The sequence below is a fragment of the Photobacterium sp. R1 genome, from assembly GCF_054600795.1.
Window position 1 is genome coordinate 168,651 of the sequence record NZ_BAAHZP010000003.1, and the last position, 25,621, is coordinate 194,271.

General features: G+C 53.3%; 19 protein-coding genes. 14 read left to right on the top strand and 5 right to left on the bottom strand.

Annotated elements, in window-relative coordinates; translation table 11 throughout:
* Window positions 1–67 precede the first annotated feature (67 nt).
* The 3 genes from rbsB (at window position 68) to ACYP03_RS06545 (ending at window position 3,078) form a co-directional block, all read left to right on the top strand.
* Window positions 68–949, top strand: coding sequence for a ribose ABC transporter substrate-binding protein RbsB (rbsB, locus tag ACYP03_RS06535; protein WP_459778965.1), 882 nt, complete (start codon window positions 68–70; stop codon window positions 947–949).
* 165 nt (window positions 950–1,114) lie between these two features.
* Complete coding sequence (gene rbsK / locus ACYP03_RS06540) at window positions 1,115–2,047, top strand: ribokinase (RefSeq protein WP_459778966.1); 933 nt, start codon at window positions 1,115–1,117, stop codon at window positions 2,045–2,047.
* 23 nt (window positions 2,048–2,070) lie between these two features.
* Window positions 2,071–3,078, top strand: a complete 1,008-nt coding sequence (locus ACYP03_RS06545; protein WP_248143124.1) for a substrate-binding domain-containing protein — start codon at window positions 2,071–2,073, stop codon at window positions 3,076–3,078.
* A gap of 5 nt (window positions 3,079–3,083) precedes the next feature.
* On the opposite strand, the gene ACYP03_RS06550 is transcribed toward ACYP03_RS06545, so the two are convergent.
* Window positions 3,084–3,326 (bottom strand): PnuC protein, encoded by a 243-nt coding sequence (locus tag ACYP03_RS06550; protein WP_459778967.1) that lies wholly within the window; start codon window positions 3,324–3,326, stop codon window positions 3,084–3,086.
* A gap of 186 nt (window positions 3,327–3,512) precedes the next feature.
* On the bottom strand, window positions 3,513–3,770 hold the full coding sequence (locus ACYP03_RS06555; RefSeq protein WP_248143129.1) for a hypothetical protein: 258 nt from the start codon (window positions 3,768–3,770) through the stop codon (window positions 3,513–3,515).
* A 736-nt stretch (window positions 3,771–4,506) separates the two neighbouring features.
* Between ACYP03_RS06555 and ACYP03_RS06560 the strand changes: the two genes are divergently transcribed.
* The 4 genes from ACYP03_RS06560 to ACYP03_RS06575 all read left to right on the top strand — a co-directional run bounded on the left by ACYP03_RS06560 (window position 4,507) and on the right by ACYP03_RS06575 (window position 9,583).
* Entirely contained in the window at window positions 4,507–5,244 is a 738-nt protein-coding gene (locus ACYP03_RS06560; RefSeq protein WP_248143131.1) for a winged helix-turn-helix domain-containing protein, read from the top strand.
* Between the two features lie 15 nt (window positions 5,245–5,259).
* Window positions 5,260–6,897, top strand: coding sequence for an ATP-binding protein (locus tag ACYP03_RS06565; protein WP_248143132.1), 1,638 nt, complete (start codon window positions 5,260–5,262; stop codon window positions 6,895–6,897).
* 105 nt (window positions 6,898–7,002) lie between these two features.
* The gene (locus tag ACYP03_RS06570; protein ID WP_459778968.1) at window positions 7,003–7,998 is read left to right on the top strand and encodes a DUF2860 family protein; all 996 of its coding nucleotides are present in this window, start codon (window positions 7,003–7,005) and stop codon (window positions 7,996–7,998) included.
* Window positions 7,999–8,164: 166 nt separating this feature from the next.
* A complete protein-coding gene (locus ACYP03_RS06575) occupies window positions 8,165–9,583 on the top strand; it encodes a S41 family peptidase (RefSeq protein ID WP_459778969.1) in 1,419 nt (472 codons plus the stop codon).
* 72 nt (window positions 9,584–9,655) lie between these two features.
* Here ACYP03_RS06575 and bcsG read toward each other — a convergent pair whose 3' ends face one another.
* From bcsG to bcsE, 3 genes are read right to left on the bottom strand one after another with little or no spacing between them, the layout of a single operon-like run.
* Window positions 9,656–11,320, bottom strand: a complete 1,665-nt coding sequence (gene bcsG / locus ACYP03_RS06580; RefSeq protein ID WP_459778970.1) for a cellulose biosynthesis protein BcsG — start codon at window positions 11,318–11,320, stop codon at window positions 9,656–9,658.
* Between the two features lie 25 nt (window positions 11,321–11,345).
* The gene (locus ACYP03_RS06585; RefSeq protein WP_248143137.1) at window positions 11,346–11,492 is read right to left on the bottom strand and encodes a hypothetical protein; all 147 of its coding nucleotides are present in this window, start codon (window positions 11,490–11,492) and stop codon (window positions 11,346–11,348) included.
* Window positions 11,489–13,090 carry a cellulose biosynthesis protein BcsE gene (bcsE, locus tag ACYP03_RS06590; protein WP_459778971.1) on the bottom strand — a complete coding sequence of 534 codons (1,602 nt, stop codon included), beginning with the start codon at window positions 13,088–13,090 and terminating at the stop codon, window positions 11,489–11,491. Before bcsE ends, ACYP03_RS06585 begins: the two co-directional genes overlap by 4 nt.
* A 481-nt stretch (window positions 13,091–13,571) precedes the next feature.
* Between bcsE and ACYP03_RS06595 the strand changes: the two genes are divergently transcribed.
* The 7 genes from ACYP03_RS06595 to ACYP03_RS06625 all read left to right on the top strand — a co-directional run bounded on the left by ACYP03_RS06595 (window position 13,572) and on the right by ACYP03_RS06625 (window position 25,549).
* Window positions 13,572–13,787 (top strand): hypothetical protein, encoded by a 216-nt coding sequence (locus tag ACYP03_RS06595; RefSeq protein ID WP_248143139.1) that lies wholly within the window; start codon window positions 13,572–13,574, stop codon window positions 13,785–13,787.
* Window positions 13,784–14,557 (top strand): cellulose biosynthesis protein BcsQ, encoded by a 774-nt coding sequence (gene bcsQ / locus ACYP03_RS06600; RefSeq protein ID WP_459778972.1) that lies wholly within the window; start codon window positions 13,784–13,786, stop codon window positions 14,555–14,557. Before ACYP03_RS06595 ends, bcsQ begins: the two co-directional genes overlap by 4 nt.
* 15 nt (window positions 14,558–14,572) lie before the next feature.
* A complete protein-coding gene (gene bcsA / locus ACYP03_RS06605) occupies window positions 14,573–17,194 on the top strand; it encodes a UDP-forming cellulose synthase catalytic subunit (RefSeq protein WP_459778973.1) in 2,622 nt (873 codons plus the stop codon).
* Between the two features lie 4 nt (window positions 17,195–17,198).
* Window positions 17,199–19,478, top strand: coding sequence for a cellulose biosynthesis cyclic di-GMP-binding regulatory protein BcsB (gene bcsB / locus ACYP03_RS06610; RefSeq protein ID WP_459778974.1), 2,280 nt, complete (start codon window positions 17,199–17,201; stop codon window positions 19,476–19,478).
* Complete coding sequence (gene bcsZ, locus ACYP03_RS06615) at window positions 19,475–20,584, top strand: cellulose synthase complex periplasmic endoglucanase BcsZ (protein ID WP_459778975.1); 1,110 nt, start codon at window positions 19,475–19,477, stop codon at window positions 20,582–20,584. The genes bcsB and bcsZ overlap by 4 nt, the downstream gene beginning before the upstream one ends.
* Entirely contained in the window at window positions 20,575–24,357 is a 3,783-nt protein-coding gene (locus tag ACYP03_RS06620) for a cellulose synthase subunit BcsC-related outer membrane protein (protein ID WP_459778976.1), read from the top strand. The genes bcsZ and ACYP03_RS06620 overlap by 10 nt, the downstream gene beginning before the upstream one ends.
* Window positions 24,358–24,580: 223 nt before the next feature.
* Entirely contained in the window at window positions 24,581–25,549 is a 969-nt protein-coding gene (locus ACYP03_RS06625; RefSeq protein ID WP_459778977.1) for a polysaccharide deacetylase family protein, read from the top strand.
* Window positions 25,550–25,621: the final 72 nt, after the last annotated feature.

Below are 25,621 nucleotides of genomic sequence, written 5' to 3' on the forward strand. Positions count from 1 at the left end.
GGGATTTACCCATGAAAAGAGAGCCGGGTGACGTGTACCGGCTCCCCCTACACAAAGGATCATAACAATGAAAAAACTGGCAACCCTGATTTCTGCTGCACTGCTCACTTCGACCGTTTCTGTGTCTGCTCAGGCGCAGGACACGCTGGCGATTGTGGTCTCCACGCTGAACAACCCGTTCTTTGTGACCATGAAAGACGGTGCGGAAGCGAAGGCAAAAGCGCTGGGTTACGACCTGATTGTGCTGGATTCGCAAAATGACCCGAGTAAAGAGCTGTCGAATGTGGAAGACCTGACCATTCGCGGTGTGAAGGCCATTCTGATCAACCCGACGGATTCTGATGCAGTGTCGAATGCGATTCGCATGGCGAACCGCTCCAATATCCCGGTCCTGACACTGGACCGTGGTGCCAGCCGGGGTGAGGTGGTCAGCCATATTGCTTCGGATAACGTGGCCGGTGGCGAAATGGCGGGTAAGTTCATCATGGAAAAAGTCGGTGAGCAGGCCAAAGTCATTCAGCTCGAAGGCATTGCCGGAACCTCTGCGGCCCGTGAACGCGGTGAGGGTTTCATGAAAGCGGTAAAAGGCAGTCAGATGGATCTGCTGGCGAGCCAGCCTGCGGACTTCGACCGGACCAAAGGTCTGAATGTCATGGAAAACCTGCTGGCGGCGAACCCGGATGTGCAGGCTGTGTTTGCGCAGAATGATGAAATGGCACTGGGCGCGCTGCGTGCGGTTCAGGCATCAGGCAAGCAAGTGATGATTGTCGGCTTTGACGGTACAGATGACGGCATCGCGGCGGTGAACCGCGGCAAGCTGGCAGCGACCATTGCACAGCAGCCGGATCAAATCGGTGCGCTGGGCGTGGAAACGGCAGTGAAAGTCCTGAAAGGCGAGAAAGTTGAAAAGTACATTCCGGTACCACTGAAAGTCGTTGCGAATCAGTAATCTTGCATGTGATCCCCGTGTGAGCGGGGATCCAATCCACAAAGCGCCGCTGAAGTGGCGGAGACTGCACGCGGGCAGCACGTGCGTTGAATATAACGCTTTGTCTTTTCCACAAATGGCAAAGCCTTGTGTTTGGGTCGGTACAGTATGTTCCAGGATAACTCTATGAATAAATTAGTGGTTTTAGGCAGTGTGAATGCGGACCATGTCCTTCGGGTGTCCGATTTTCCCCGTCCGGGCGAAACGTTACAGGGACGTGATTATCAGGTGATTCCCGGCGGAAAAGGTGCGAATCAGGCTGTGGCGGCTGCGCGGTTAAAGGCTGATACCGGCTTTATTGCCTGCATCGGGGACGATGCGTTCGGCATTCATATCCGGGAACGTTTTAAGTGTGACGGCATCAATACCGCCGGTGTGAAAATGCAGCCGAACTGTCCGACGGGCATCGCGATGATCCAGGTGTCTGACAGCGGAGAAAATACAATTTGTCTGTCTCCTGAAGCCAATGATTGTCTGACGGCTGAACGGATTGAACCGGATCTGGCGCGGATTCGTGAAGCCCGGTTTTTGCTGATGCAGCTGGAAACGCCGCTGGACGGGATCGAAAAAGCAGCGCAGGAAGCCAAAGCGCACCAGACCAATGTGATTCTCAATCCGGCCCCGGCACGTGCGTTGCCCGACAGTCTGTTGTCGTGCGTCGATGTGATCACACCGAATGAAACAGAAGCGGAAGTGCTGACCGGGATTATGGTGACTGACAATGCCTCAGCTCAGCGTGCTGCGGACGTGTTACACCGGAAGGGCATTGAAATCGTCCTGATTACGCTGGGAGCGAAAGGGGTCTGGCTGAGCCAGAACGGTCGGGGCCAGCTGATTCCCGGATACAAAGTGGATGCGGTGGATACCACGGCGGCGGGCGACACCTTCAATGGTGCGTTCGTGACTGGTTTATTGGAAGAGATGTCTTTAGAATCAGCCATTCAGTTTGGCCATGCCGCAGCTGCACTTTCCGTGACGCGTTTTGGCGCACAAACCTCGATTCCGACCCGGGAAGAGGTCGATGTGTTTCTGTCAGAGCGTTTCGCAATCGTTGATTAATAGAAACAGGGAAGGAGATAGCCATGGCGACGATGAAAGACATCGCAAAACTTGCTGGCGTGTCGACATCGACGGTCAGCCATGTGATCAACAAATCCCGTTTTGTCAGCGATGAAATCGCAGAGCGGGTCAACAATGCTGCAAAAGCGCTGAATTACGCCCCCTCTGCGTTAGCCCGCAGTCTCAAGATTAACCGCACGCAGACCATCGGGATGCTGGTCACCACCTCGACGAATCCTTTTTTCGGCGAAGTGGTGAAAGGGGTTGAGCGCAGCTGTTACCAGAAGGGCTACAACCTGATTCTGTGTAATACCGAAGGCGACAACGAGCGTATGAAAGCCTCCATCGACACCCTGTTGCAAAAGCGGGTCGACGGACTGCTGCTGATGTGCTCGACGCTGGAAGGGGAGCGGATTGAAGTCTTCGACCGCTACCCGGATATTCCGGTCGTGGTCATGGACTGGGGACCGATGTCTTTTGCCAGCGACAAGATTCAGGATAATTCCTATCAGGGCGGCTACTTGGCCGCCAGATATCTGATTGATTGTGGGCACCGGGACATTGGCTGTATTACCGGCCCCTTGATCAAACATCAGGCACAAATTCGTTACGAAGGCTTTAAGCGGGCCATGAATGAAGCGGGTCTGGCATTCCGCAGTGACTGGGTGATTGAGTCCGACTTCGAATGCGAAGGCGGCTACGATGCCTTTCACACCATGTACGCCAGCGGGACTTTGCCCAGTGCGATTTTCGTCTGTAACGACATGATGGCGATGGGCGTGATCAACGCTGCCAATGAAAAAGGCGTCCGTATTCCGGACGATCTCTCCATTATCGGCTACGATGATATCCATATCGCGAAATTTATGACGCCTTCGCTGACCACCATTCACCAGCCGAAATATCGTCTCGGTCAGGCCGCCGTCGAAACGCTGCTGAAACGCATCAATAAAGAGATCACTGAACCGCAGATCGTGCAGCTCGAGCCGACACTGGTGGTCCGGCAGAGTGTGCGGGTGCTGGAAGGCTAAGCGGTTTAATCCTGCTGATGCGTTGCCCTGGACCATTTGAAGATGGCGCGCACATTCAGCAGACAGAAGATGAAGTTGGCAATGATCATCGCCATGCTGTCGGTTAAATAACCAACCGCTATCCAGCTGGCATTCCCGAAGATCATCAGAATGAAGCCGATTTTGTTCTGATTTCCAATCTGCCAGATCGCCAGAAAAGTCAGGATCATTGCGATCCAGTCGATGCCATAGTACTGAAAATAAGGCATGCGCTCACCATTGCCAGTCATCGTGGATGAGATTACAGAGTATAGACGCTACCGCTGTTTCGCAGAAAAAGCCGGAGTCGCTGTCAGCGAGCACCACATTGCACCAATACTGGCGGAGATGAGACGGGCAGGACAGGGCCGGGTGTCCGGGAACCTGTCCTGCTTTATTTTTTGAAGGGCGATGGTTCAGGCCATTTTTTGTTTTTGTGCTTTGTAGTAGCGAGGCAATGCCAGAATTTCTTCTATAAAGACCAAATAAAATGCAGGCATCATCAGAAACATGACGAAAACATAACTGCACTTAAACCGGAGTGGCATGATTTTCTTTATACCCTGATCAAAGATGGTTAACCCCGTCAGGAAAAAGAAAAAGACGGCATAAAGTGTCGCGACAGTTCCCAGCACCAGATATGCCCCAATGAAAAGAGAGATAAAGCTTCCCATATATCACTCCCATGATATTGACTGATTCATTATTTAAAAAAGTATATTGAAGGTTTCTTATGGATATGAATTAGATGAAAATACTAGATTCAATCCATTATGGTGGTGTATTTGTTGGTGTATATCCATGGATTGCAGATACATTTGCGACACACTTCGTGGTTTTAAACTGGAATGGGGTGCTGAAGTGGCACTCTGATTCGTGATGCTGAAAACAGGGGGGATTCACCTATTTTCAACCGGGATGAATCATGTTATTGGCTTGAATGGATTGTATTTTATCTCAATTGTGTTGTTTGTAATTTGTTTTTATATCAGGTGGTTAGGTTGTGGTTGGGTGTATGGTTTTATGTTGGTCGGATATTTTGGGGTGATTGATAAATCTGATTTTAGTGAAGTTCGCTGAATTTAATTTTCTGGCTTTGTTGATTCGTTTTTTATGACTTGTCTTTATTCTTTTGTTTTTTATTCAGGTCTTCTATTTTTTTCTATTTCTGGTCTTCCATTCCTTGCCTTCCATTTCAATGTTGTACTGATTATTGATGCTGATTTTTATGAATGTTTGATTTCGATCCGGATGAAAACGCGTGAATTCATCACATTGGTGAATGTTTATCATTGATGGCTGTTCGTAGCATCAATAACATCTGCAGAAGTGGGATTCACTGCAGTCATTCCGGTCACAAACTGTCACAGGGTGCGCGACAGGTCTGCGATAACATCAGGAAAGAAGAGAATGGCAAAGGGAAGAAAAATGCAGCACGTCCGCGGGGATGACAGAAAATACACCATCATGCTGGTTGAAGATGATCAGGAGTTAGCCTGTTTGATCGGTGATTTTCTTGAGACCCATGAATTCAGGGTACTGACGGTAGGAAATGGTGTGGAAGCCGTCAGCCAGATTCTGGAGAAACACCCGGATTTGGTGATCCTCGATATCATGCTGCCGGGGATGTCGGGCATGGATGTTTGCCGTCAGGTCAGAGAAGACTATAAAGGCATGATTCTGATGCAGACTGCGCTGGATGATGACATTGATCAGGTGATGGGACTGGAGCTCGGTGCCGATGATTATGTGATCAAGCAGGTTCAGCCGCGTTTACTGTTATCCAGAGTGCGGGCACTGTTACGGCGCATGCACCGGGATACAGGTGAAGGGCGGGCGGAATCGCTGGTCGTCGGTGAGCTGAACATTGATCTCCACCGTCGTACGGTTGTGTTCAGAAATCAGCTGGTGGATCTGACGACAGCTGAATTTGAACTCCTTTACCTGCTGGCGCAGCAGTCCGGAGAAGTGGTTTCCCGAGAGGAGATTATGCAGCAGATTCGCGGTTATGAATATGACGGGCTGGATCGTTCGATCGACCGGAGAATTTCCCGGTTGCGCCGGTCACTGGATGATGATCCGGCGAACCCGCAACTGATCAAAACCATTCGCGGAATTGGCTATCAGCTCTGTATGCCCGTTTATTGAAGATGGACGATTCTGATGATTAAAGCGTTTTCGTTTCTCTGGCTGGCGATTATCCTTCCTTTACTTTTTCTCATGGTTCCGACCGGTTTTGGCCCGATCAGTTACATGAGTGAGCGAATGATGTATGAGTTTTATTCCAAGGTTTATGATGACACCTTGCTGGTGATTCATGATGACTTAGTGAACCAGCCTCAGGCGCAGTGGCAGTCCTATATTGATGATCTCAGCGAACAGTTCGGCTCTCAGTTAAAGCTGGTGCCACTGGCACAGTATGAGGGTGATGAAAAAGTGTTGAACCGGTTTCATCTGGGGGAACTGGCGATGGACTTCAGCGATCCCACGGCATTGCTGAAGCAGGTTGCGGACAGTCAGTGGGTGCTGTTTTATGCCATGAATCTGTCTGAAAATGAGTTGATTGCGATTCAGTCACAAGGTGCACTCTACATTCTGAAACGGACGGTGCTGACACTACCTCAGTCACAGTGGCAGGACTATCTGACGAAGGTTTCTGTAGAACGGCCATTTGAAGCCAGACTTGTGCCAACCGGCAGCGCTCAATTCAGTGAATCTGAGAGGCGGCGGTTACTGAGGGGGCAGGTTGTTGGCCGTACGCAGGATGACGGCAGTACGCTGTTGTATACCCAGCTCAATCACGACTATTTCATCAGTATTCACGATATGCAGAGTCAGAATGCGCAGCAATTACTCCAGCTGAGTGTCATGTCTCTGTTCGTGGTGACGATTTCCGGAGCGTTGTTGCTCTGGCTTTTTCCGCTCTGGCGTGATTTAAAACGGCTGGCAAAAACCGCAGATGATTTCGGGGAAGGCCGGTTGAGCCAGCGGGGTAAAATTTCCCGTCTGTCTGTGATTGCCCAACTGGGGAATGCTTTCAATAAAATGGCCGACAACATTGAAAAGCTGATCAACGGCCACCGGGAGCTGACTAACGCGATTGCTCATGATTTGCGTACGCCGCTGTATCGGCTGCGCTTTGCCTTTGAAATGCTCTCCGGCAGCGATATCCGAAAAGATCAGGAAGAGAATTACCGGAAAATCATTCATAAAAGCATTGATGATCTCGATCACCTGATCAATCAGACATTATTGCTGTCCCGCTACAGCGTGAACAGCCAGATGGTACAAATTGTACCGTGCCATCTGGTCCAGATGTATCAGAATGAAGTCCGCTTGCTTCAGGGTGAGTTTGCCGGTCTGGCAGTCCGTTTTTGGTTTCCGCCAGCGCTTCAGACGCAGCCCTTCTGGGTTGATCAAAGGGCCATGGTCCGCGTTCTCAATAACCTGTTAAATAATGCCGGCCGGTTTGCCGTCAGTCAGATCCGTATCGAACTGAGGCAGGATGATGATGACTGGGTCCTGACCGTGGAAGACGACGGGCCCGGTATCCCGGAATCAATGCGGGAGTCCATTTTCGATCCCTTCACCCAGGTGGATAACCAGCAGCGTGATACCCGGCAGGGGCACGGTCTGGGGCTGGCTATTGTCAGGCAAATTATGCTGCTGCACCGGGGTAGTGTGTCGCTGGGTGAGGCATCAATGGGCGGGGCCAGATTTACGCTGCGCTGGCCGATGGCTCTGAAACCAACCGCGGAGCATCCGCCCATGAAAGAATCTGAGCCGGAAAGCGTTTCCTGAGCGTTTGTCTTACTTGGTCACAATCGGTCCCAGAGTTGGTCTGTTTGTTTTTTCTCAGTCACTTAGCATGGAAATCCGACATGCTTATCAGACAAGGAAAAAACAATGAAACGCCAAACAGCCGGGTTATCCGTTGCGATGCTGCTTTCCGGGAGTGTGCTGGCCAACGGGCAGGCACCGATGCGGCCGGGATGGAGTGGCGAGATCAGCCTCAATGGTTTCGCCATTCACCGTCAGTCTCAATTCAACACCCATGATGACAATGCCATCACGGATGATCTGAATCATTCCGGCAAGCGAACCGAAGAAACACGAGTCGCGCCATTAGGCAGACTGCAATACACCCTTTCATCCGGCATGACCCAGGTTTTCATCGGACAAAGCAAGGAGCAGATCGTTGAAGGTCAGCTTCAGGCTGAATTGGGAGTTACTCAGGTGATTCCCGGCCTGGGGGAAATTACTCTGGCTTATTTCCCGAAACTGCCGGGCATCAATGAGACCTGGACAGACCCTTTCCTGACCCGGGTGGCACGTCAGAAAACGGATGTGACCACACAGGGGGGGCGGCTGGCCTTCACTGCTTCAGTCATCCCCCTGACGCTTCGCTACGGCTTTGTGGATTATCAGCTGGATGATGACGATCTTTCCGGGCAGAACCTGTTGCTCAGTGAGGCGCAGCGTCAGCAACTGCTTCGGGAGAGTCAGTTCTATCAAAGTTCAGCCGAACTGCTGTTGCCTGTGAATCGTTTGATGGCTCTGGTGCCCCGTTTGATCTATACCGAGCGCAATGCTGACGGGGCTGCGAATGACTTCACGGCTGTAGGGTATCAGCTGGGGATCAATCTGAATGATCATCGTCAGGGATTTTATACGATGCTCCGGTACAGCGATGAAGAATACGACACGGTGCACCCTGTCTTTGGCAAGAAAAGAGATGCAACGCTTCTGAATGCCAGCGTGTTGTATGTCTATCGCGGTGTGCTGGGGCAAGAGAATCTGGCACTGAACCTGCTGGGTTCGATTGAACACACGCAAAGCGATATCCGGTTCTATGACTCTGAATCTTATTTTGTTTCGGCCGGGATCAGCTACCGGTTTTAGCGATGTGTTCAATGCCGGAGGGGGTGCGGGGTCACTGCGGCTGAAATGGTCACAAAGTGTCACACACGGTCTAACGATTACCACAGCCTCTTGTGATTTCAGGCATTAAGCTGCTCTCAGTCAATGAACGATCTGTATTTTCAGCGGAACGAAGAGAGATTCAGTCATGCAAAAATTCCAGATGCGCCCCTTTTTTCTGAGCAGTATGCTGCTGGCAACCACGATGCTTTTGGGCTGCGGCTCTGATGATATCGCGAAAGATGCGGAGAAGCTGACCAAACCGACCGTGGATGCGGGCCGGGATCAGGTGCTGACTTTGCCGGTGAACAGCCTCACGCTTCAGGGCAAAGTGGAAAGCTATCTCAGTGTATACGATATCCGGAAGGTCAGCTGGAGTCTGGCGTCGGGCCCTCAGCCGGTCAATATCATCGATGGGGACCGGGAACAGGCTACCGTGATTGATATCGCCATGGCCGGCACTTACACCTTCAGATTATGGGCAGAAGATACCGGTGGCCGGGACAATTCAGATCTGGTGAAGATTGTTGTGACCTCCGCGGCTGCGGCAGACCGGGAAATGACGGTTGGCCTTCATGAGACCCAACGGATCTGGTCTGTTCTTGAAAATAATCCGGTGCTGGCCGAGCGTATGTCGCAGTTGATTCCGGACGGTGACAGAGCTTCCCGCGCGACATCTCAGGAACCGGGACCAAATGAAGTCATTGCGATGCTGGGCGAGCTGTCGATGTTTCAGGTGCTGGTCCATCAGGATGGTGTAACCTCGCAGCCTTATCGCCGACCCTCTGCGCTGAGCCAGCATCTCGGTTTTCAGCGACAAGCCGGCAAGGACACTTTACCCGGTGAAGAGGCTTTCCCCGAGAAGGCCTGGCTGAACCCCTATTCGGCTCAGACTGGCAGCAAAAATGCGTATTTGCAGGCCGTGGAACATTACCTGCTGACGCAGTCGCTGAAATCTTCTGGCGGTGAGCATCCGATGTTTTACTGGGGAGAAACCCAGGACAATATCGGTGTGATGCTGGTCAGCCATCTGAGTCAGCAAAATGAAGCGGACATCAGGCAGCAACTGGATCTGATTCTGGCGGAGCTGCAGCACACCCGTGCATTGATCCTGGATCTGACCGGAAATCCCGGCGGCTCTTACCTCACGGCGCAATTAGTTGCCGAACGTTTTTTTACGACTGAGATGCCTGTTTTTGGCTTTGAACGTCCGGGGGCTTCCGTGAACTTTGTGACGTTCAGGCCAGAAGGGCCGGTGCAATACAGTCAGCCTGTCTATCTGGTCACGAATCGGGATACTGCCGGGGCTGCTGAGATTCTGGCCCTGGCCGTCAAAACACAGCCCCAGGTGAAACATTTTGGCAGTGTGACGCAGGGCGCTTATGCCGAGCCATCGTATGTTGCATTATCTGATTCACTTGGGCTTTCTGTGCCTGAATTCTGGCTGGTGGATATGAACGGAAAGCGTCTGGACTGCGAGGGCATTCAACCTACGGAGAGTTCAGCAGAATTCACGCCGGCCCATGCATTCATTCCTGCTTATGAGCTGGTGTTCTACGGGTTCTGAGAGCTTAATGTCCAGTCTAAAGTGACACGCCACCTGACCGGTGGCGTGTTGTGCTGTCTGAGGAGACGGGCGTCAGTGGGCCGGGTATACCGACCAGGTGTTGCCGTCCAGCGAGATGTATGGCTTGCCATTGACATCAATGACGGTCGAGCCTTCATTTTGCGAGACCCTTGGGGTTTCCGGCAGGTTTTTGATCAGGCTGGCCGGGTCAAAATGTCCGGTTTCATACGGATTTTGTGCCAGAACGTTACTGATCAGCTGCGACAGGGCCAGATGGCTGGAAGGCGCAGTGACGTGAACCGGAGCGCCCGTCCGGACCATGCCTTTGCCGAAGATTTTCAGGCCGACCGGAATATGCGTGATCGATTCAGACGGTATTTCACGCATGCCGGAAATCTGCATCCGGTCACCTTTCATTCCGGCACCATGTTCCGGGATCATGACCACCACGATGTTGCGCTCTGACTGTTTCAGGGTCTGGAAGAACGCATACAGGTCATCAAGCAGGTTCTTCAGCCGGGTTTTGTAGCTGGCCATGCTGGTCGATGTATCACCGCGGATGATCCGGTTGCCGTCATGCAGGGAAATGGTGTTGTAGAGCGTCACTACCTTTTCGCTGTGATCGGATTTCCGGTGCGTGAACCAATCTTCCAGCACCTGCCGGTCACGGTAAACGGGCTTGCCGTCAAATGCTTTCTGATAGGGGGGAAAGCCCTGTTGTGGCATCAAATCGGCACTGACCTGCCCTTCGGTTTTGATCAACTGCAGGAAGTTATCGAAGACCCCGTCATGGTTCATGATCAGGTTCTCTTCAAAACCGAGTCTTTTCAGATTATCAAACAGGTAACACTGCTGTGAGGGTGCGCCTGAGAACAGCTGACGGTGGTTTTCCTGACCACAGCTTGCGCGCAGCAGACGGATCACGGCCGGACCGCTGTAAGAGGTTGCGGCATTGTACCGATCAAAGAGGACATCGAATTCTTTGAACAATGGGTGATCGGACAGTCCGGCGATTTCGATATCATCCCAGGCAACAGAGCAGAGACTCAGGAACAGCAGATCAAAGGGTGCAGCGGTTTGGGCGCGGTTGTCAAACAACACCTGACGTTCGGATTCGGTGTCAAAAAAGCCGGACAGATAAGTATTCAGTGATGCGTCATCGGTCCCGGTCGGGGACGTCACAGATGTCGCAGTTTTAACCGTCTGGCTGTCAGGCACAGTGTGGTTGTCAGGAATAGTCTTCTCGCCGACAGTCTGCTGTTCTGGCTGGGCAACGGCCGCCGACATTTGCGCTGCGGGCAAGCTGATAACAAACAGGGTCGCCACTACAATAACCGAGACTCGCAGCACACGGTTGAGCAGAGAATAACCGGCAGCGACGGCAAACAGTGCCGCCAGGGTCTGAAAAGAGATAACCCGGCCCGTCAGTTCCAGCAGGTAATGCCATTCAAACTGCATCAACTGGCCCATTTGAGCCCATAGCCGTTCCAGCGGCGGCAAGTAAGAGTCGTAATGCATCAGCCAGGCGGCTGCCGGGATCGCAACCATCAGTCGCAGGATCTGCAGCAATCTGCCTTTCAGCGGCAAGAGCAGGAAGATAACCAGCGCGAAGTTTTCGAGCGGGTGAAAGCTGAGAATGCCCTGCAGGAAGAGAGCGATTTTAATGATGAAATAGACATTCCACCAACCCAGCCCTTGCAGGGGCTGAGCAGTTTGGGAAGTGATTTGGGTCGTCATGTGCGCTTACTGTTTGTCGGTTTTGTTAGTCTTGTTCAAAGTAGTGTGAACGCCTGAAATGGCTCCGGTACACCCGGATACCTTTGGCGGTGAGCTCACGTCCGAAATAGCCCAGAACCAGGCCAATCAGCAGGCTGATACCGGCTGTCAGGAGAAAGTCGTCAACGTTCATGAATCACCTTGTAACTGGATGGGTTTCGGGACAGCAAACAGTGGCATGCCCTCATGTCTGCCTGATGCGTGGCCTGATGAATGTCCGGATGATCGCCTGTAAAAGTGGTCCGGTTCCGTGGTGCCGGATGCGCTCAACCCGGAGACAGAGACCGCATCTTCGGCCACTGCTGTCAATTCACGCTCTGTGTCGTGATGGGTGTGAATGACTCGAACCTGGTGAAACAGATCCCGGACCGGGAAATCAAAAATATTGTTCAGCGCGGTGTGAATATCCGCCTGTCGAATCGCACTGAACAGAACATAGAGTGCGCCATGACAGGCCGTGACGACATCGCCGTTGCGCCGGATATGACACAGGCGCAGGCACTCTTCTGCTTTCATCCCGGGCAACAGGCTGAGTTTCACAAGAGCGAATCTCAGCTGAGATGGCGTCGAGCGCTGCATGATCTGATGGCAGTACTGAGCAAACACCGGGTTCTCCAGGTAACCTCTGTGTTCATAGCGCAAGTCGAAAGACAGCAGTTCTTCTGTTTCTTCCGGCAGGGGACGCGTCAGCACCTGGTACTGGATGGCTTCAGCCTGACTCATCAGCCGGGTGAAAGGCAGTTGATATGGCACGATTAAATTCACGCCCGCTTTGAGAAGAAAGGCTTCATCGCTGTATCGCAGGCACTGGCGTGTTTCCCGGATGATAATTTTCAGTTTCGGGCCGGCTTGTTGCCTGATGCGGAAGCAATCAACAGCCAGCTGGCGGATCATTTCGGGCGATCCGCAGCCCAGAATAAGAGTCGCATTCCCCGGCCGCTCAGCATCGCTCAGAACTGCCTGATTGGAAGGCATGATTTGTAACGAGTCGTTTGGCTGCACTCTCTCATTCAGCGCTTCTCGGCTCAGAATGACGGGCGACTGATCCGTATTCGTTGCCGTTTGCGCCGGAAGGGCAGATTCAGACGGCGGGAGCACGACCAGCTCTCCGGCGGATTCCCGGCTGATCAGCCAGGTTTCGTCGGCCCGGATACCCTGACGACTGGCCCAGAACGCAATCTGATACTGGTATTTACCGGGCCTGACGGCCGTCATGGTTGCCAGTCCGGCCAGCAGAGAGTTGAGCGCCAGTAATGCGGGCCTGACTGAGACAGCCAGCGAGCCATACAGCAAAACCTCGATGGTTAAATGCCGCTGAGTTGCATATTGTTTGAGCAATTCAAATAATTGCCCGAGACTCTGCTGCGATAAATTGGCCAGCAGAATATCAGGAATGAGCAACGTCAAGTTTGATTGCTTCGAAATGCGAATACGAAAAATATCCTGAATGATTTTTTCAACATGAAGGGAACGTTCTGACATATTTTTTGTCAGGAAATAAATTCGATTCCCTTGACGCTTCAGAGATGATTTTAATTCAGGTAATATTTCTTCATTCAGTCCGCTGTAAAAGCTGTCTTTATCATTCAGACATGTGAACGTTATGTTTTGATTCTGTTTATTTGTCGAAATCAGGTAATCGGTTGCAACAGATTTATGTCCAAATAAATTAACATATACCGAGCGAGATTCTTTTTTTTCAACAGGCAGCCTGCCTTGATATATAGACATAAATTGTACTCAAAAATAGTCACCCAATCAGAATGTGCGTCATGAACGCACTGTGGTCGGGAATCGCAGGTGCAGGCATCAAGAAAGGTTGTGCCAAAAATACACGCAGATCATATAGAATCTGGTTAAAAAGTGAAACATATTGGCGCTATTTCTTTTATCATCGCCGTGAACGGGTTGCAGTAAACATCTATTTATATGTTTTTACAAGCATTCAAATGTTTTGGTATGTGTTTGGTTGCGAGTTGGATAAATTCTATAGATAATTATTTGGCAAATGAAGATGGCCATCCGGTCTTATTTTCATTTCTCTAATTATACAAGCTTGAAAAACAGGATTATTTTGTGGGATTTTTTTGAGCATTATGTATTACAAAAGTTAATAAAAAAACAATCTATTTTCTTATTGAATCAACGAATCATTCTCATTGGTTCCTTTGTGGTTCAAATATTTATATTTTTTAACAAGTGGTGATAATACGTGTCCGTGCCAGCCAAAGATATTGACGCTATCTATGCGTCTTACAAAATGCCGCACCATGATTATATTGAGATGACTGAAAATGAGACTTATACCAATGCAAAACGCAAATGGCTCATTTTTCGGGGAGACTCGCTAATGCCGGTTTCGTCTCAGTCCGGCGCTGAGCCGCAGCGTCGGCACAGCCGTCAGCCGGGTGTTGCGAAAGCTTTATGAAACGCGTCGCGATCGTCAGTCTTCGCGGTGGGGCGGGATCAAATACGGTGACAGCCCATCTGGCACAGTCGCTGGTTCAGGTGCAGAAAGATGTGCTGGCGGTGGATACCGATCCCGTCAATGTCCTCCGGCTGAACCTTGGCATGCCTTTTAGTCATACCGATGGCTGGGCCAGCCGTATCTGCGATTCCGGAGATTGGTTTGCGTCCGGCTTTGAAAGCCCGCACGGGGTGGCATTTTTGCCTTTCGGGCAACTGAGTCAGCCTTTCCTCAGCCGTTTTACCGCGCAACGGGCTTTGTATCTTTCTGAACTGGTGACTGCGCTGTCCCGGGTGAAACGCGACGATGAGCGGGAACACTGGCAGCTTTATCATCTGGTGGTCAGCGATCTGCAATGGCTGAACACCCTGAATGCCTCCGAACAATTTGATTTGGTGCTGGTCGTGCTGACGCCGGATGCAGCCAGCTATGCTGTGCTTCAGCACAACATGCCTCAGTTTGAGGGATCCGCAGGCCCAGAGAATCAGACGACGCTGAAGTTTGTTCTGAATCAGTTTCAGCCGGAAACAGAACTCAGCCGTGATTTTATGCTAGTCATGAAAAACGAGCTGGGGCCGCTGTTATCTCCGGTTGTCCTGCACCGGGATATCGCACTCATGGACAGCGCCGCCAACCTGACCACAGTACAGCACTACTCACCCGGCAGTCAGGCCGCCAGAGATTATCAGACGCTGGCACTCTGGTGTATTGCGCAGCTGTCATCACACTGATTCGAACATTGAACTATGTTGAACCCCTTGAATTTCATTTTTAAAGCCTGGGTGGTCGGGCAGTTTCAGGCGCAGAAAGCAGCCTTTGAGCGTGAAGGCGGGAAACCAATGACCGGTTTGGGGCATTTGGTGCTCGGGTGCTGGCTGGTCTTTGCGTTTCTGTTGCTGAAGCCGGAAGTGGCCGGTGTACCGGCCTGGCGACTGCCGCTGGTCTATTACCCGCAGATCAACTTTGCGGCCCCTGTCTGGCTGGATCCGATCCGTTTTCTGATCCAAAGCCTGTGGCTGCTGTGTGTCAGGCAGCACGCGCCCGGGGATATTAAGGGCTGGTTGCAGACGTGGCTGGGCCGGGCCTATCGCGGGTCAGCTCAGATCTTTTACCTGCCGCTGCAACGTCTCAGCATTGCCGTGCAATGGCTGGAACAGCAGGCAACCGAATCCGATACCGAAAATTTCAGGGCGATCCTCAAAGACAGCCGGACGGGTAAGGTGGTGAACCTGATGCTGTTGTGTGTTGTGGTCTTGCTGGCCCTGATTTGTTTCACGGTGCCGTTTGGCCTGCAGGCACAGACGGTTTTCGTGTTGCTGCTCTGGGCGCTGGCGATGATGTTCCGGCGCATGCCCGGACATTTTCCGACATTGTTGCTGATTATCCTGTCGGTAACCGCTTCGTGCCGTTACCTGTGGTGGCGGTATACGTCCACCCTGAACTGGGATGAACCGCTGGCTCTGGGGCTGGGCTGCCTGCTGCTGCTCGCTGAAACTTATGCCTGGCTGGTGCTGATGCTGGGATATTTCCAGAATATCTGGCCGTTAAACCGTAAGCCTGTTGCGCTGCCGTCAGACACTGAACTCTGGCCGACGATTGACATCATGATCCCGACCTACAATGAAGATCTGGATGTGGTGCGTGCCACAGTGTACGCCTCACTGGGTGTCGACTGGCCGAAGGATAAACTGAATATCTATATTCTGGATGACGGGAAACGGGACAGCTTTCGTGACTTTGCCGATGAAGTCGGAGTTCACTATATTCGCCGTCCGACCAATGAGCATGCCAAAGCGGGCAACATCAACTATGCGCTCAGACAATCGAGCGGTGAGTATGTTGCGATATTCGACTGTGACCATATTCCGGCCCGGGTGTTCTTTCAGCTGACAATGGGACTGTTTCTCAAGGATCCGAAACTGGCGCTGATTCAGACACCGCACCATTTCTTTTCACCGGATCCCTTTGAGCGGAATCTGTCGAATTTCCGGAATATCCCGAATGAAGGCAATCTTTTTTATGGCCTGATTCAGGACGGCAATGACCTGTGGGATGCCACTTTCTTTTGCGGATCCTGTGCGGTGCTTCGTCGTGCCCCGCTGGAAGAAGTGGGCGGCATTGCGGTGGAAACCGTCACTGAAGATGCGCATACCTCGCTGCGGATGCATCGTCTGGGTTATCACTCGGCGTACCTGAAACAGCCGATTTCAGCGGGTCTGGCGACTGAAACGCTCTCTGCTCATGTGGGGCAGCGGATCCGCTGGGCACGCGGGATGGCGCAGATTTTCCGGGTCGATAATCCGCTGACCGGTAAAGGACTCAAGCTGTCCCAGCGACTCTGTTATGCCAATGCCATGCTGCATTTTCTCTCGGGTATTCCGCGGCTGGTTTTTCTGACTGCACCACTGGCGTTCCTGCTGCTGCATGAATACATCATTTATGCACCAGCGATGGCGATTGTGCTGTATGTGCTGCCGCACATGATCCACGCCAGCTTGACCAATTCGCGGATGCAGGGGGATTACCGCTACTCCTTCTGGGGAGAAGTGTATGAAACCGTGCTGGCCTGGTACATCGCCCGCCCGACAACGGTGGCGCTGTTCGCCCCGCATAAAGGCAAATTTAACGTCACCGCGAAAGGCGGCCTGGTGGAAGAATCGCATTATGACTGGGTGATCTCACGGCCTTATCTGGTGCTGGTGCTCCTGAATGTGCTGGGTCTGGGCGTAGGCGTGTACCGCTTAGGCTGGGGCCCGGATCATGAGTTCACCACCGTGCTGGTGAACCTTCTCTGGACACTTTATAACCTGTTGATCCTTGGTGCTGCCGTGGCTGTTGCGGTGGAAGCCAAGCAGGTGCGTCGGGATCACCGGGTGGAGGTGTCCATTCCGGTGGCAATCCGGCTGCATTCCGGTCATTTGCTGCAGGCTGTTCTCAAGGATTTCTCGCTGGGCGGCATGCGGATTGAGCTGGCTGACGGAGACAGTGAGCGGCTGCAAGCGATGGCGACGCAGAAACTGGAAGTGGTCCTCAGCCGCGGGAACCAGTCCTTTGTGTTCCCGGCCATCATCGCCTTTGCCCGTCAGGGGATGCTCGGCCTGCAGCTGGATCGCCTGAGTATGCAACAACGGATTGATTATGTGCAGTGCACTTTTGCCCGTGCCGACACCTGGGCGAAATGGCAGCAGTCTTATGCATCGGATAAGCCGCTGTCGAGCATGCAGGCGGTTCTTCAGGTGGGACTCGACGGCTACCGGCGTCTGGTCCGGCACGGCCCAAAAATACTCGCGACTGTTGTACAGATTGTCTTATCGGTCATTGATGTGATCAGGTCTCTCAGACCCCGTTTTGTCCCAAACAGGACTTAAAAGAATGAAACTGAATCAAACAATAAAAACACTTTCAGCCATCCTTATGGGAATGGGTGTGTCTGCAGTTGCCGGCGCACAGGAAACATTGGCGGGGACGGTTCCGTCTGTTGCCCCGCAGACTTTATCCGCTGTCAGCAAACGCGAGCTGCCGTTTTCACAGCTGGGTTTTCAAGGTTCTGTTGGCATTCAGGGCAGCGAAGCGAATGCCTACATTGGTTTCGGCTCCCGGCTGGATGAAGTGATTGCGCAGGGAAACCTGTATTTTGATGTGACGCCTTCCCCGGCGCTGCTGGCGCTGGTTTCTCACATCAAGGTGTATCTGAATGACGAACTGATGGGCGTGGTGCCGATTACGGATGGTCAGCAGGGCCGGAAGATGTCGATTTCGATGCCGCTGGATGCCCGCTATTTCAGTAACTATAACCAGATTCGGTTTGAACTGATCGGCAATACCCACAAAACCTGCTCCAATCCGAATGATGCCAGTATCTGGGCGGAAATCAGCCAGAGCAGTCACGTTGAGCTGATGGTCCAGAAAACCCGGGTTCAGAGTGATTTGAGCCTGCTGCCGGCACCGTTTTTTGACCCGCGAGATTTCACACGTCTGAACCTGCCCGTGGTGATGGGTGATCACTATGATCTGGCCCAAATCAAAGCGGCCGGAGTGCTGGCATCCCATTTTGGCGCTTTGTCCCAGTGGCGCGGTGCCCGGTTTCCGTTGTCTTTCGACGCTTTGCCCGGGCAGCATGCGGTGGTGTTTGTGACCAACGATAACAAGCCTGATTTTCTGCGTGATTTTCCCGACACCGACGGCCCGCGCCTGCAGATGATCACCCATCCCACCCATCCTTTTGCCAAGCTGCTGCTGGTGATTGGCCGGGACAGTGAGGATCTGAATACCGCCGTTCAGGGGCTGGCGTTGGGCACCCAACTGCTCACCGGTCCGATGGCGAAAATCAATGCAGTGAAGCAGGTCAGACCCAGAGTACCTTATGATGCGCCGAACTGGGTGGATACCTCGCGACCGGTTGCGTTTTCAGAACTGGTGGCACAGCGCAATCAGCTCCAGGTGGAAGGGCGTGCTCCCGCACCTATCAACCTGAATTTACAACTGGCACCGGATCTGTTCACCTGGCAGAGCCGGGGGATTCCGATGGATCTCAGCTACCGGTATTCACCGCCGATGACGGATAACTCGGGCTCGCGGCTCAGCCTCAAAATTAACGATGAGTTCGTCGAGGCGTTTAATCTGACGACTGAAGGGAAAGGGGGCGAATCCAAACGCATCCGGGTCCCTTTGCTGGACGACGGCATTCTGAGCGGCAGTAACCGGGTTCGTATTCCGGCGTTCAAGGTCGGCAGCAAAAATCATGTTGAGTTTGAATTCGGTTTCGCATCGGTGACTGAGGGGAACTGTCAGGTCACTCAGCCCAGCAAGCAATATGCTGTGATTGATGGCAGTTCAACCATTGATTTCAGTGGTTTTTCGCATTACATCGAAATGCCGAACATGCGTGCTTTTGCTACATCCGGTTTCCCGTTTACCCGAATGGCCGATCTGGCGGACACGGCTGTGGTGATATCGGCATCGCCGACCCGGGAAGAACTGCAGACTTTCCTGAATGTGATGGGACGTCTGGGTGCGGATGCCGGTTACCCGGGGGTCAATGTTACCCTGACCAATCAGTGGGACAACAAGACATTGAAAGACAAAGATATCCTGAGTCTTGGTGTTGTGCCTGAACTGAGCAGTGCCGCGCTTGACCGCGATCAGGTCAATCTGGTGGTGAAAGTCGGAGAGCGTCAGATCCGCTTGCCGGGCAGAAATGAGAAATCCCTGGGCATGAACTGGCTGGCTTCGCCGACCGGCAATCAGGATGCCGCGGATGTGGTGTCTGTGGAAGCCGGCGGTGCGTTTGCAGCGATGACGGGGATGGAATCGCCCTTTACCAAAAAACGCAGTCTGGTCACCATAATGGCCGCCAGTCCCCAGTCATTGAAACTGGTCGATCAGGCACTGACTGATGCCGGAAAAGTTGAGTTCATGTCGGGTTCTGTCGTGATCCTGAGAAATCAGGAAGTCGCCAGCTACAATGTGGGACAGCGTTACTATGTCGGAAAGCTGCCGGTGTGGAAACTGGTCTGGTACCACTTCTCGAACCATCCGGTGTGGGTGGCCAGTCTGGCGGCTTTGCTGGTGGTGATTGTAACCGTCTTCCTGTGGCGGATCCTGCGTAAAATTGCGGCCAGACGTTTGGCAAAAGGAGAAGGAAACGAATGAAAAAGCTGATGATTCTCCTGTGCCTCTTGTTTCAAGGAACAAGCTGGGCCGCCACGTGCGACTGGCCGGAATGGCAGCAGTTTCAGTCGATTTACATTGTAAATGGCCGGGTGGTTGACGGCAGCGACGCGCGTCAGATCACCACATCTGAAGGTCAGTCGTACGGGCTGTTTTTTGCGCTGGTCGCCAACGATCAGCGCACGTTCGCCACTTTACTGAACTGGACGCAGAACCAGCTGGCTGAAGGCGATCTGACGGCCCGGTTGCCGTCATGGCTGTGGGGGCGTCAGCCGTCGGGGCAGTTTGGTGTGCTGGACGCCAATCCGGCCTCGGACTCTGACCTTTGGATTGCCTACACCCTGGCCGAAGCCGGACGTTTGTGGGACAACTACTATTACAGTTCGCTGGCCTACCTGATGGCAAACCGGATCCTGCGGGAAGAGACCGTGAAGATTGAAGGGATGGGCACGGTGTTGCTGCCCGGATCTGAAGGATTCGAGCTCGGCGATGGCCGATACCGGGTCAATCCGAGTTATGTTCCGCTTCAGTTGATCCAGCGCATGGGCGATCTTTATCCGCACCATGCTTGGCAGTCGGTGTATCAAACCAGTCTGGCGATGATTCTGAAGACCATGCCTGCCGGTTTCAGTCCGGACTGGGCGACGCTCAGTCAGAACCAATTCTCGGCCGACCAACAGACCGGGCCCACAGGCAGCTATAACGCCATCCGGACTTATCTTTGGGCGGGGATGCTGAATAACGACTCGAACGACAAGGCCAAATTAGTGAAAGCCATGCAGCCGATGGTGGCCGCGATCGCGAAACTGTCGGCGCCACCACGTGAAGTCAATACAGAGAACGGACGTGCTCAGTCCGCGGGCAGCGCTGGTTTTTCGGCAGCATTACTGCCGTTGCTGGCAGCCTCAAGTGAGCCGTCGTTGCTGGCCGCTCAGGCCAGGCGCGCATCTGAACTGTTGGTTCGTCAAGCGGATGATCACTATTACGACAATGTACTGGCGATGTTCGGGCTGGGCTGGCATCAGCAGCGTTACCGCTTTGGGGTGAACGGGGAACTGGAGCCAGCATGGATTCATCAATGTCAGTAATCCGATTTCCGGGTCAGCGCAGGCAGGCAGTACTTAGCGTCGGGTCGCTGTTTGTCAGCCAGATAGCGCTGGCGGGCATTGTGCCGGACACCCCGTTGACGCCAGCGCAACTGAAGCAGGTTTATCAGCCGGTCACATCCGTTCGGCTTTCCGCGTCGCTGGAAGGTGTGGATTCGGTAGCGTTTCTGGTGGAGCAGATTGCACTGGCAACCGCGCTGAACCGGGACGACATTGTGGCCAGTGCGCTGGAGCGTCTGTTTGCGATTGACAGCCAGCAGCCGGACGGCTTGTATTTTCAGGCGAGGCTGTTTCTGAAGCAGCATCAGACGGAACAGGCGCAGGCCATTGCGAATCAGCTGAAAGCCGGTTCTCCGCAACGGGTGGCGCTGAATGATCTGATTGCGATTCAGGGCCCTCAGAAAGCGGCCTTGCAACAGGCGCGTCTGCTGGCTCATGCCGGACGCTATCCTGAAGCGCTGAAAGCGTATCGTCAGCTTTTTCCCAACGGCATGCCTTCGGCAGAACTGCAGCTGGAATATCTTCAGGTTGAAGGCAACATCAGGGAGCGCTGGGACGCCGTGAAGCAGGGGCTGGAGCAGCTGAATGCGGCCTGTCCGGGCGTGCCTGGCTTTCAATTGGCACTGGCGAATCATATCCGGCGCCGTGACCCGGCCGATCCCTGGATTCTGGACACCTACCGTCAACTGGCGCTGCGTTCGGATATGGGGCACGTTGCGGCAGAAGCCTGGTTGCGGGCGCTGGGGCAACTGCCGATTTCTCAGGCGGTGGCTGATCAGTATGCCATCGTCGCCAGCTATTATCCGTCGGATATGGCGATTCAGCGCGCCAGTCAGGATGCTCAGACACGCTGGCAAACCGAGCAGGAATTACGGAAAGACCCGACTTATCAGGCCAAACGCCGGGGCCTGGCATTGCTGGAGCAGGCATCACTGGAGAAAGAACAATACCAAGAGGCTGAGCGCCTGCTGACCGATGCGCTGTCTGCCCGGCCGAACGATCCGGAGATTCTGGGTGGCCTCGGTATGGTGTATCTGCGCCAGGGTCAGCAGAAGAAAGCATTGCGATACTTCAGGCAGGCACAGCAGTTGGATGCGGATCCGGACAATATCCGTAAGTGGCAGTCGCTGGTGGAAACCTCGTCATACTGGGCTTATCTGGATGACGGTGATGCCTACCAAGTGCAGGATCAGATCGTTCAGGCGGAGCGGGCCTACCGGAAAGCCATCGCAGCAGATACTAGTGCGCCTTATGCCTATAACAAACTGGCTGCGTTATTGCTGGCGCAGAAAAAGTTTGAAGCGGCTGATCAGGCGTATCAGCAGGTGCTTCAGCGCGATGGCAATAATGAAACCGCACTGCGTGGCCGGGTGAATGTCCGTGAGGCACAGGGCGGACTGCCGGAGGCAATTGCCTTTGTGGAGGGGTTGCCTCTGTTTCAGCAACGGGTGCTGGCAGAGCGGCTGTCAGACATGAAAACTCAGTCGGCTCAGCAAAGGCTCAATCAGGCTCTGGCAAATCAGGACTTACCGGCTGCAGAACGCGCTGCGAACGATTTTCTGGCCCTGAATCCGACCTCAGCCTGGCAGCGCCGTGACATTGCCGACGCACTGGTTCTGGCCGGAAAACGAGCGCAGGCCGATGTGCTGATGCGACACTGGTCGTCCGGGACGACAGATCCGGACATGTTATTCGCTTATGCGTTGTATTTAGCGCATGCGGATCGACTTTCGGAAGCGGTGACTGTGCTCTCCCGTGTGCCGGTTTCACAGCGGACAGACGCGATGCAGCGGAATCTGACCCGGTTACAGCTGAACCAGACGCTGGCTGATGTGACTGCACGCTATCAGACGCATCCGGACACCGTGCGTTCGCAGCTGAATGCGCTGGGCCAGCAATATGCAGATCAGCCCGAGGCACTGGCCCGTCTGGCTGTTGTCTGGGCAGATTTGGGTGAGCGGCAACGGGCCCAAGCCATTTATCGCGGCATGACGCCGGATGCGCAGTGGTCTGAATCGGCTGAACTCAGCTACGGCGTGCTGATGATTACGCTGGCGAAATTCAGCGAGTTTGATCAGTGGCTGGCTGGAAAAGGTCAGCAACAGCTGAATGGTGAACTGGATCAGTCTTTGGTCGCTGCACTGGATGCACTGCATTCCCGCAGGGTGCTGGCGGAAGCCGACCTCCGGCTGGCTCAGGGACAGCACGACACAGCATTGACCTTGTATCAGCAAATTCTGGTGAAACCGGAACCTGACCAGACGGAAGCTGAGGTGGGCGTTTTACAGGCCGCTGCGCTTTCCGGTGATTCGGAGGCTTATCAGCGGGCCTCTCAACGCTTGTTTGTCAAACGAGCGTCGTTGTCGGCCCGTCAGCTGATGGCTGTCGCTCCGGTGATGAATGCACAAGGTGAGACTGCCAAAGCGGATGCCCTGAATCTGGAACTTGATTTGCGCTCAGATGCCGATGCGATGGATTATCGCAATGCCATGGCAATTGCCATGGAGAACAAGCAGTGGGTGCTTGCAGAGCAGCGGGGCTATGAAGCGCTGAATGCTGACCGGATCGAAAAAAGCCCGGATGCTGAGCAGGCCCGCAAGGCATCCCCTGAATTGCGAACGCTGTATCAGGAAGCGGATGATGACTGGCTGACCCGGAATGTGAAGGCGGATATCGATCGTCTGCGTGATCGCAGCGATGGTCACGTGATCATCGGCTGGGATTACAGTGCCAGAGACGGTGAGAACCAATCCAGTCAGATCCCGGTTCAAGCGCGAATCCCGGTGGAAGACTGGGACGGACATTTGTTGCTGCGGGCGGATTATGTCCACGTTGATTCCGGTCATCTGGACTATTTTGAGAAGCCGGCGGGCCGCTCGGTTGATTCCGATACATTCCGCAGCCAGGCATCCGGCATGGCTTTGGGCGTGGGCTGGCAGGCCGAAAATTGGGCTGCGGATATCGGTACGACACCGCTGGGTTTTGATCACAGCACCTGGGTGGGTGGCGTCACCGTTGACAGCAAGCTGGGAGATTTTGGAGTCTCGGTCACGGCATCCCGGCGTCCCGAAACCAGCACTGTGTTGTCTTATGCCGGGATGCAGGTTCCGGACGGGGTCAGCGATCCGGCGGGAACGACATGGGGCGGAGTGGTCCGCACGGGGATCAAACTCAGTTCAAGCTGGGATATCGGCGAGCCATACGGTTTCTGGAACAGCCTGCAGTATCATCAGATGACAGGCAACCATGTTGCGGATAATACCCGGCTGGCGTTGCTGGGCGGGGCTTACTACAAGCTGATGGCGACGGATGATCAGCGCCTGAGTGTCGGCACCAACCTGCTGTATTTCCATTACGATAAAAATCTGGGGGAATATACGCTGGGCAGCGGCGGGTATTACAGTCCGCAGCGCTATGTCTCCTTGTCTCTGCCTGTCAATTATTACGGGCGCTACGGCAACCGTTTGTCTTATCGGGTCAGCGGTTCCGTCTCTCATTCCTGGTCGGAAGAAGATGCGCCGGATGCATCAGCCGGAGATGTCAGTACGGGCGGTGGATTTGGTTATGCACTGGAAGGTGCCATCGAGCAGCGGATCAGCGAGCGCTGGTATTTAGGGGCATCTTTGGATCTGCAACGTTCAGATTTTTACGAACCCAACCATTTCATGCTCTACATGAAATACACCTTCAGCGATCGATGGCAGCCGATTGAATACCCGCCTGCAGTGCCGCAGCTGTACAGTGATTTTGACTGAGATGAATCAAGGAATAAAAAGAGCACGAAAGTGCTCTTTTTTCGCATATATGCTTCCCTGCTTATCGCTATGAGGGATGTTCGTAACATGCTGATAAGAAAGCGCTTGTTCATCAAGAAATAGTCATGGTATATGCCTCTTGATTCATTCGTTGGGTTGAATCGTACTTTGCTGCTTCATCAGTGCAGCCTGAGTACTGTGTTCGCTTGAAAAGGAAGTGTGCATGAAACTGAAAAAAACGGGTCTGGCCGTCGCGGTGATTACTGTGGCAGGGATGCTGACCGGATGCGCCAGGGAAAGTCAGATGACCCGGTGTCTGGGATATCAGCCGGATGATGTGGTCTTTGTCATCAATGCCGATGATGTCGGGATGCATCCGGACATGGACAGAGCTGTGGTGGATTTATATGAACAAGGTGTGATTCAGACTTTTTCACTGATGGTGCCTGCACCAAATTTTGCTTTTTCTGCAAATTACGCCCGGCAACGGAATCTGCCGGTCGGCCTGCATCTGACGCTGACCAATGAATGGCAGGAAGCCAATGGCTGGGGGCCGGTGCTGAGCCGGAAAGAGGTGCCGTCTTTGTATAACGAAGCCGGATATATGTGGCCGGACGGCCCGACTCTGGCCGAACACGCCGATATCCGGGATGTCGTCAGGGAACTGGAAGCCCAGATTACCCGCGCACTGGCGATGGGTCTGAATGTCACCCATCTTGATTTTCATATGCTCTATTGGGACGCAAGGGATGATTTTCTGACGGAAACCCTGAACCTTGCCGATAAATACCAGCTGCCGGTGATTACCCAGCTGTTCTGGAAGAGCCAAGCGGAACAAATGGAGGCTACAGCCAGCCTTCGCGAAGATAAGCTGTATGGGCCGGATGTCTTCTGGATGTATTACAACCCGGAACCACGGGAAAAAGATCCATCGCTTAGTCAGGTTTTGTATCGCGATATGTTTGATCAGGCAAAACCGGCATTACATCACGTCGCGATTCATCCGGCTTATCTGACGGACAGCGCTGAAAAGAAAATGCTCGATGCCCGTTTCCGGGCGGATGAAATGCAGGTCTGGCACACCGGAAAACTGCAGACTGCGATTGCAAGAAATCAGATTCAGTTCACCAACTATCAAAAGCTGAGAGATATACTGTCCGGCAAAGAAAAGTGTGTTGTATCTGAAGGTTAATCACTGATGCCCAAGGGCTGATTGAAAGCGTGGCGTTGATGTATGGGAGAGGAATCACCTGTCATTCAGTCG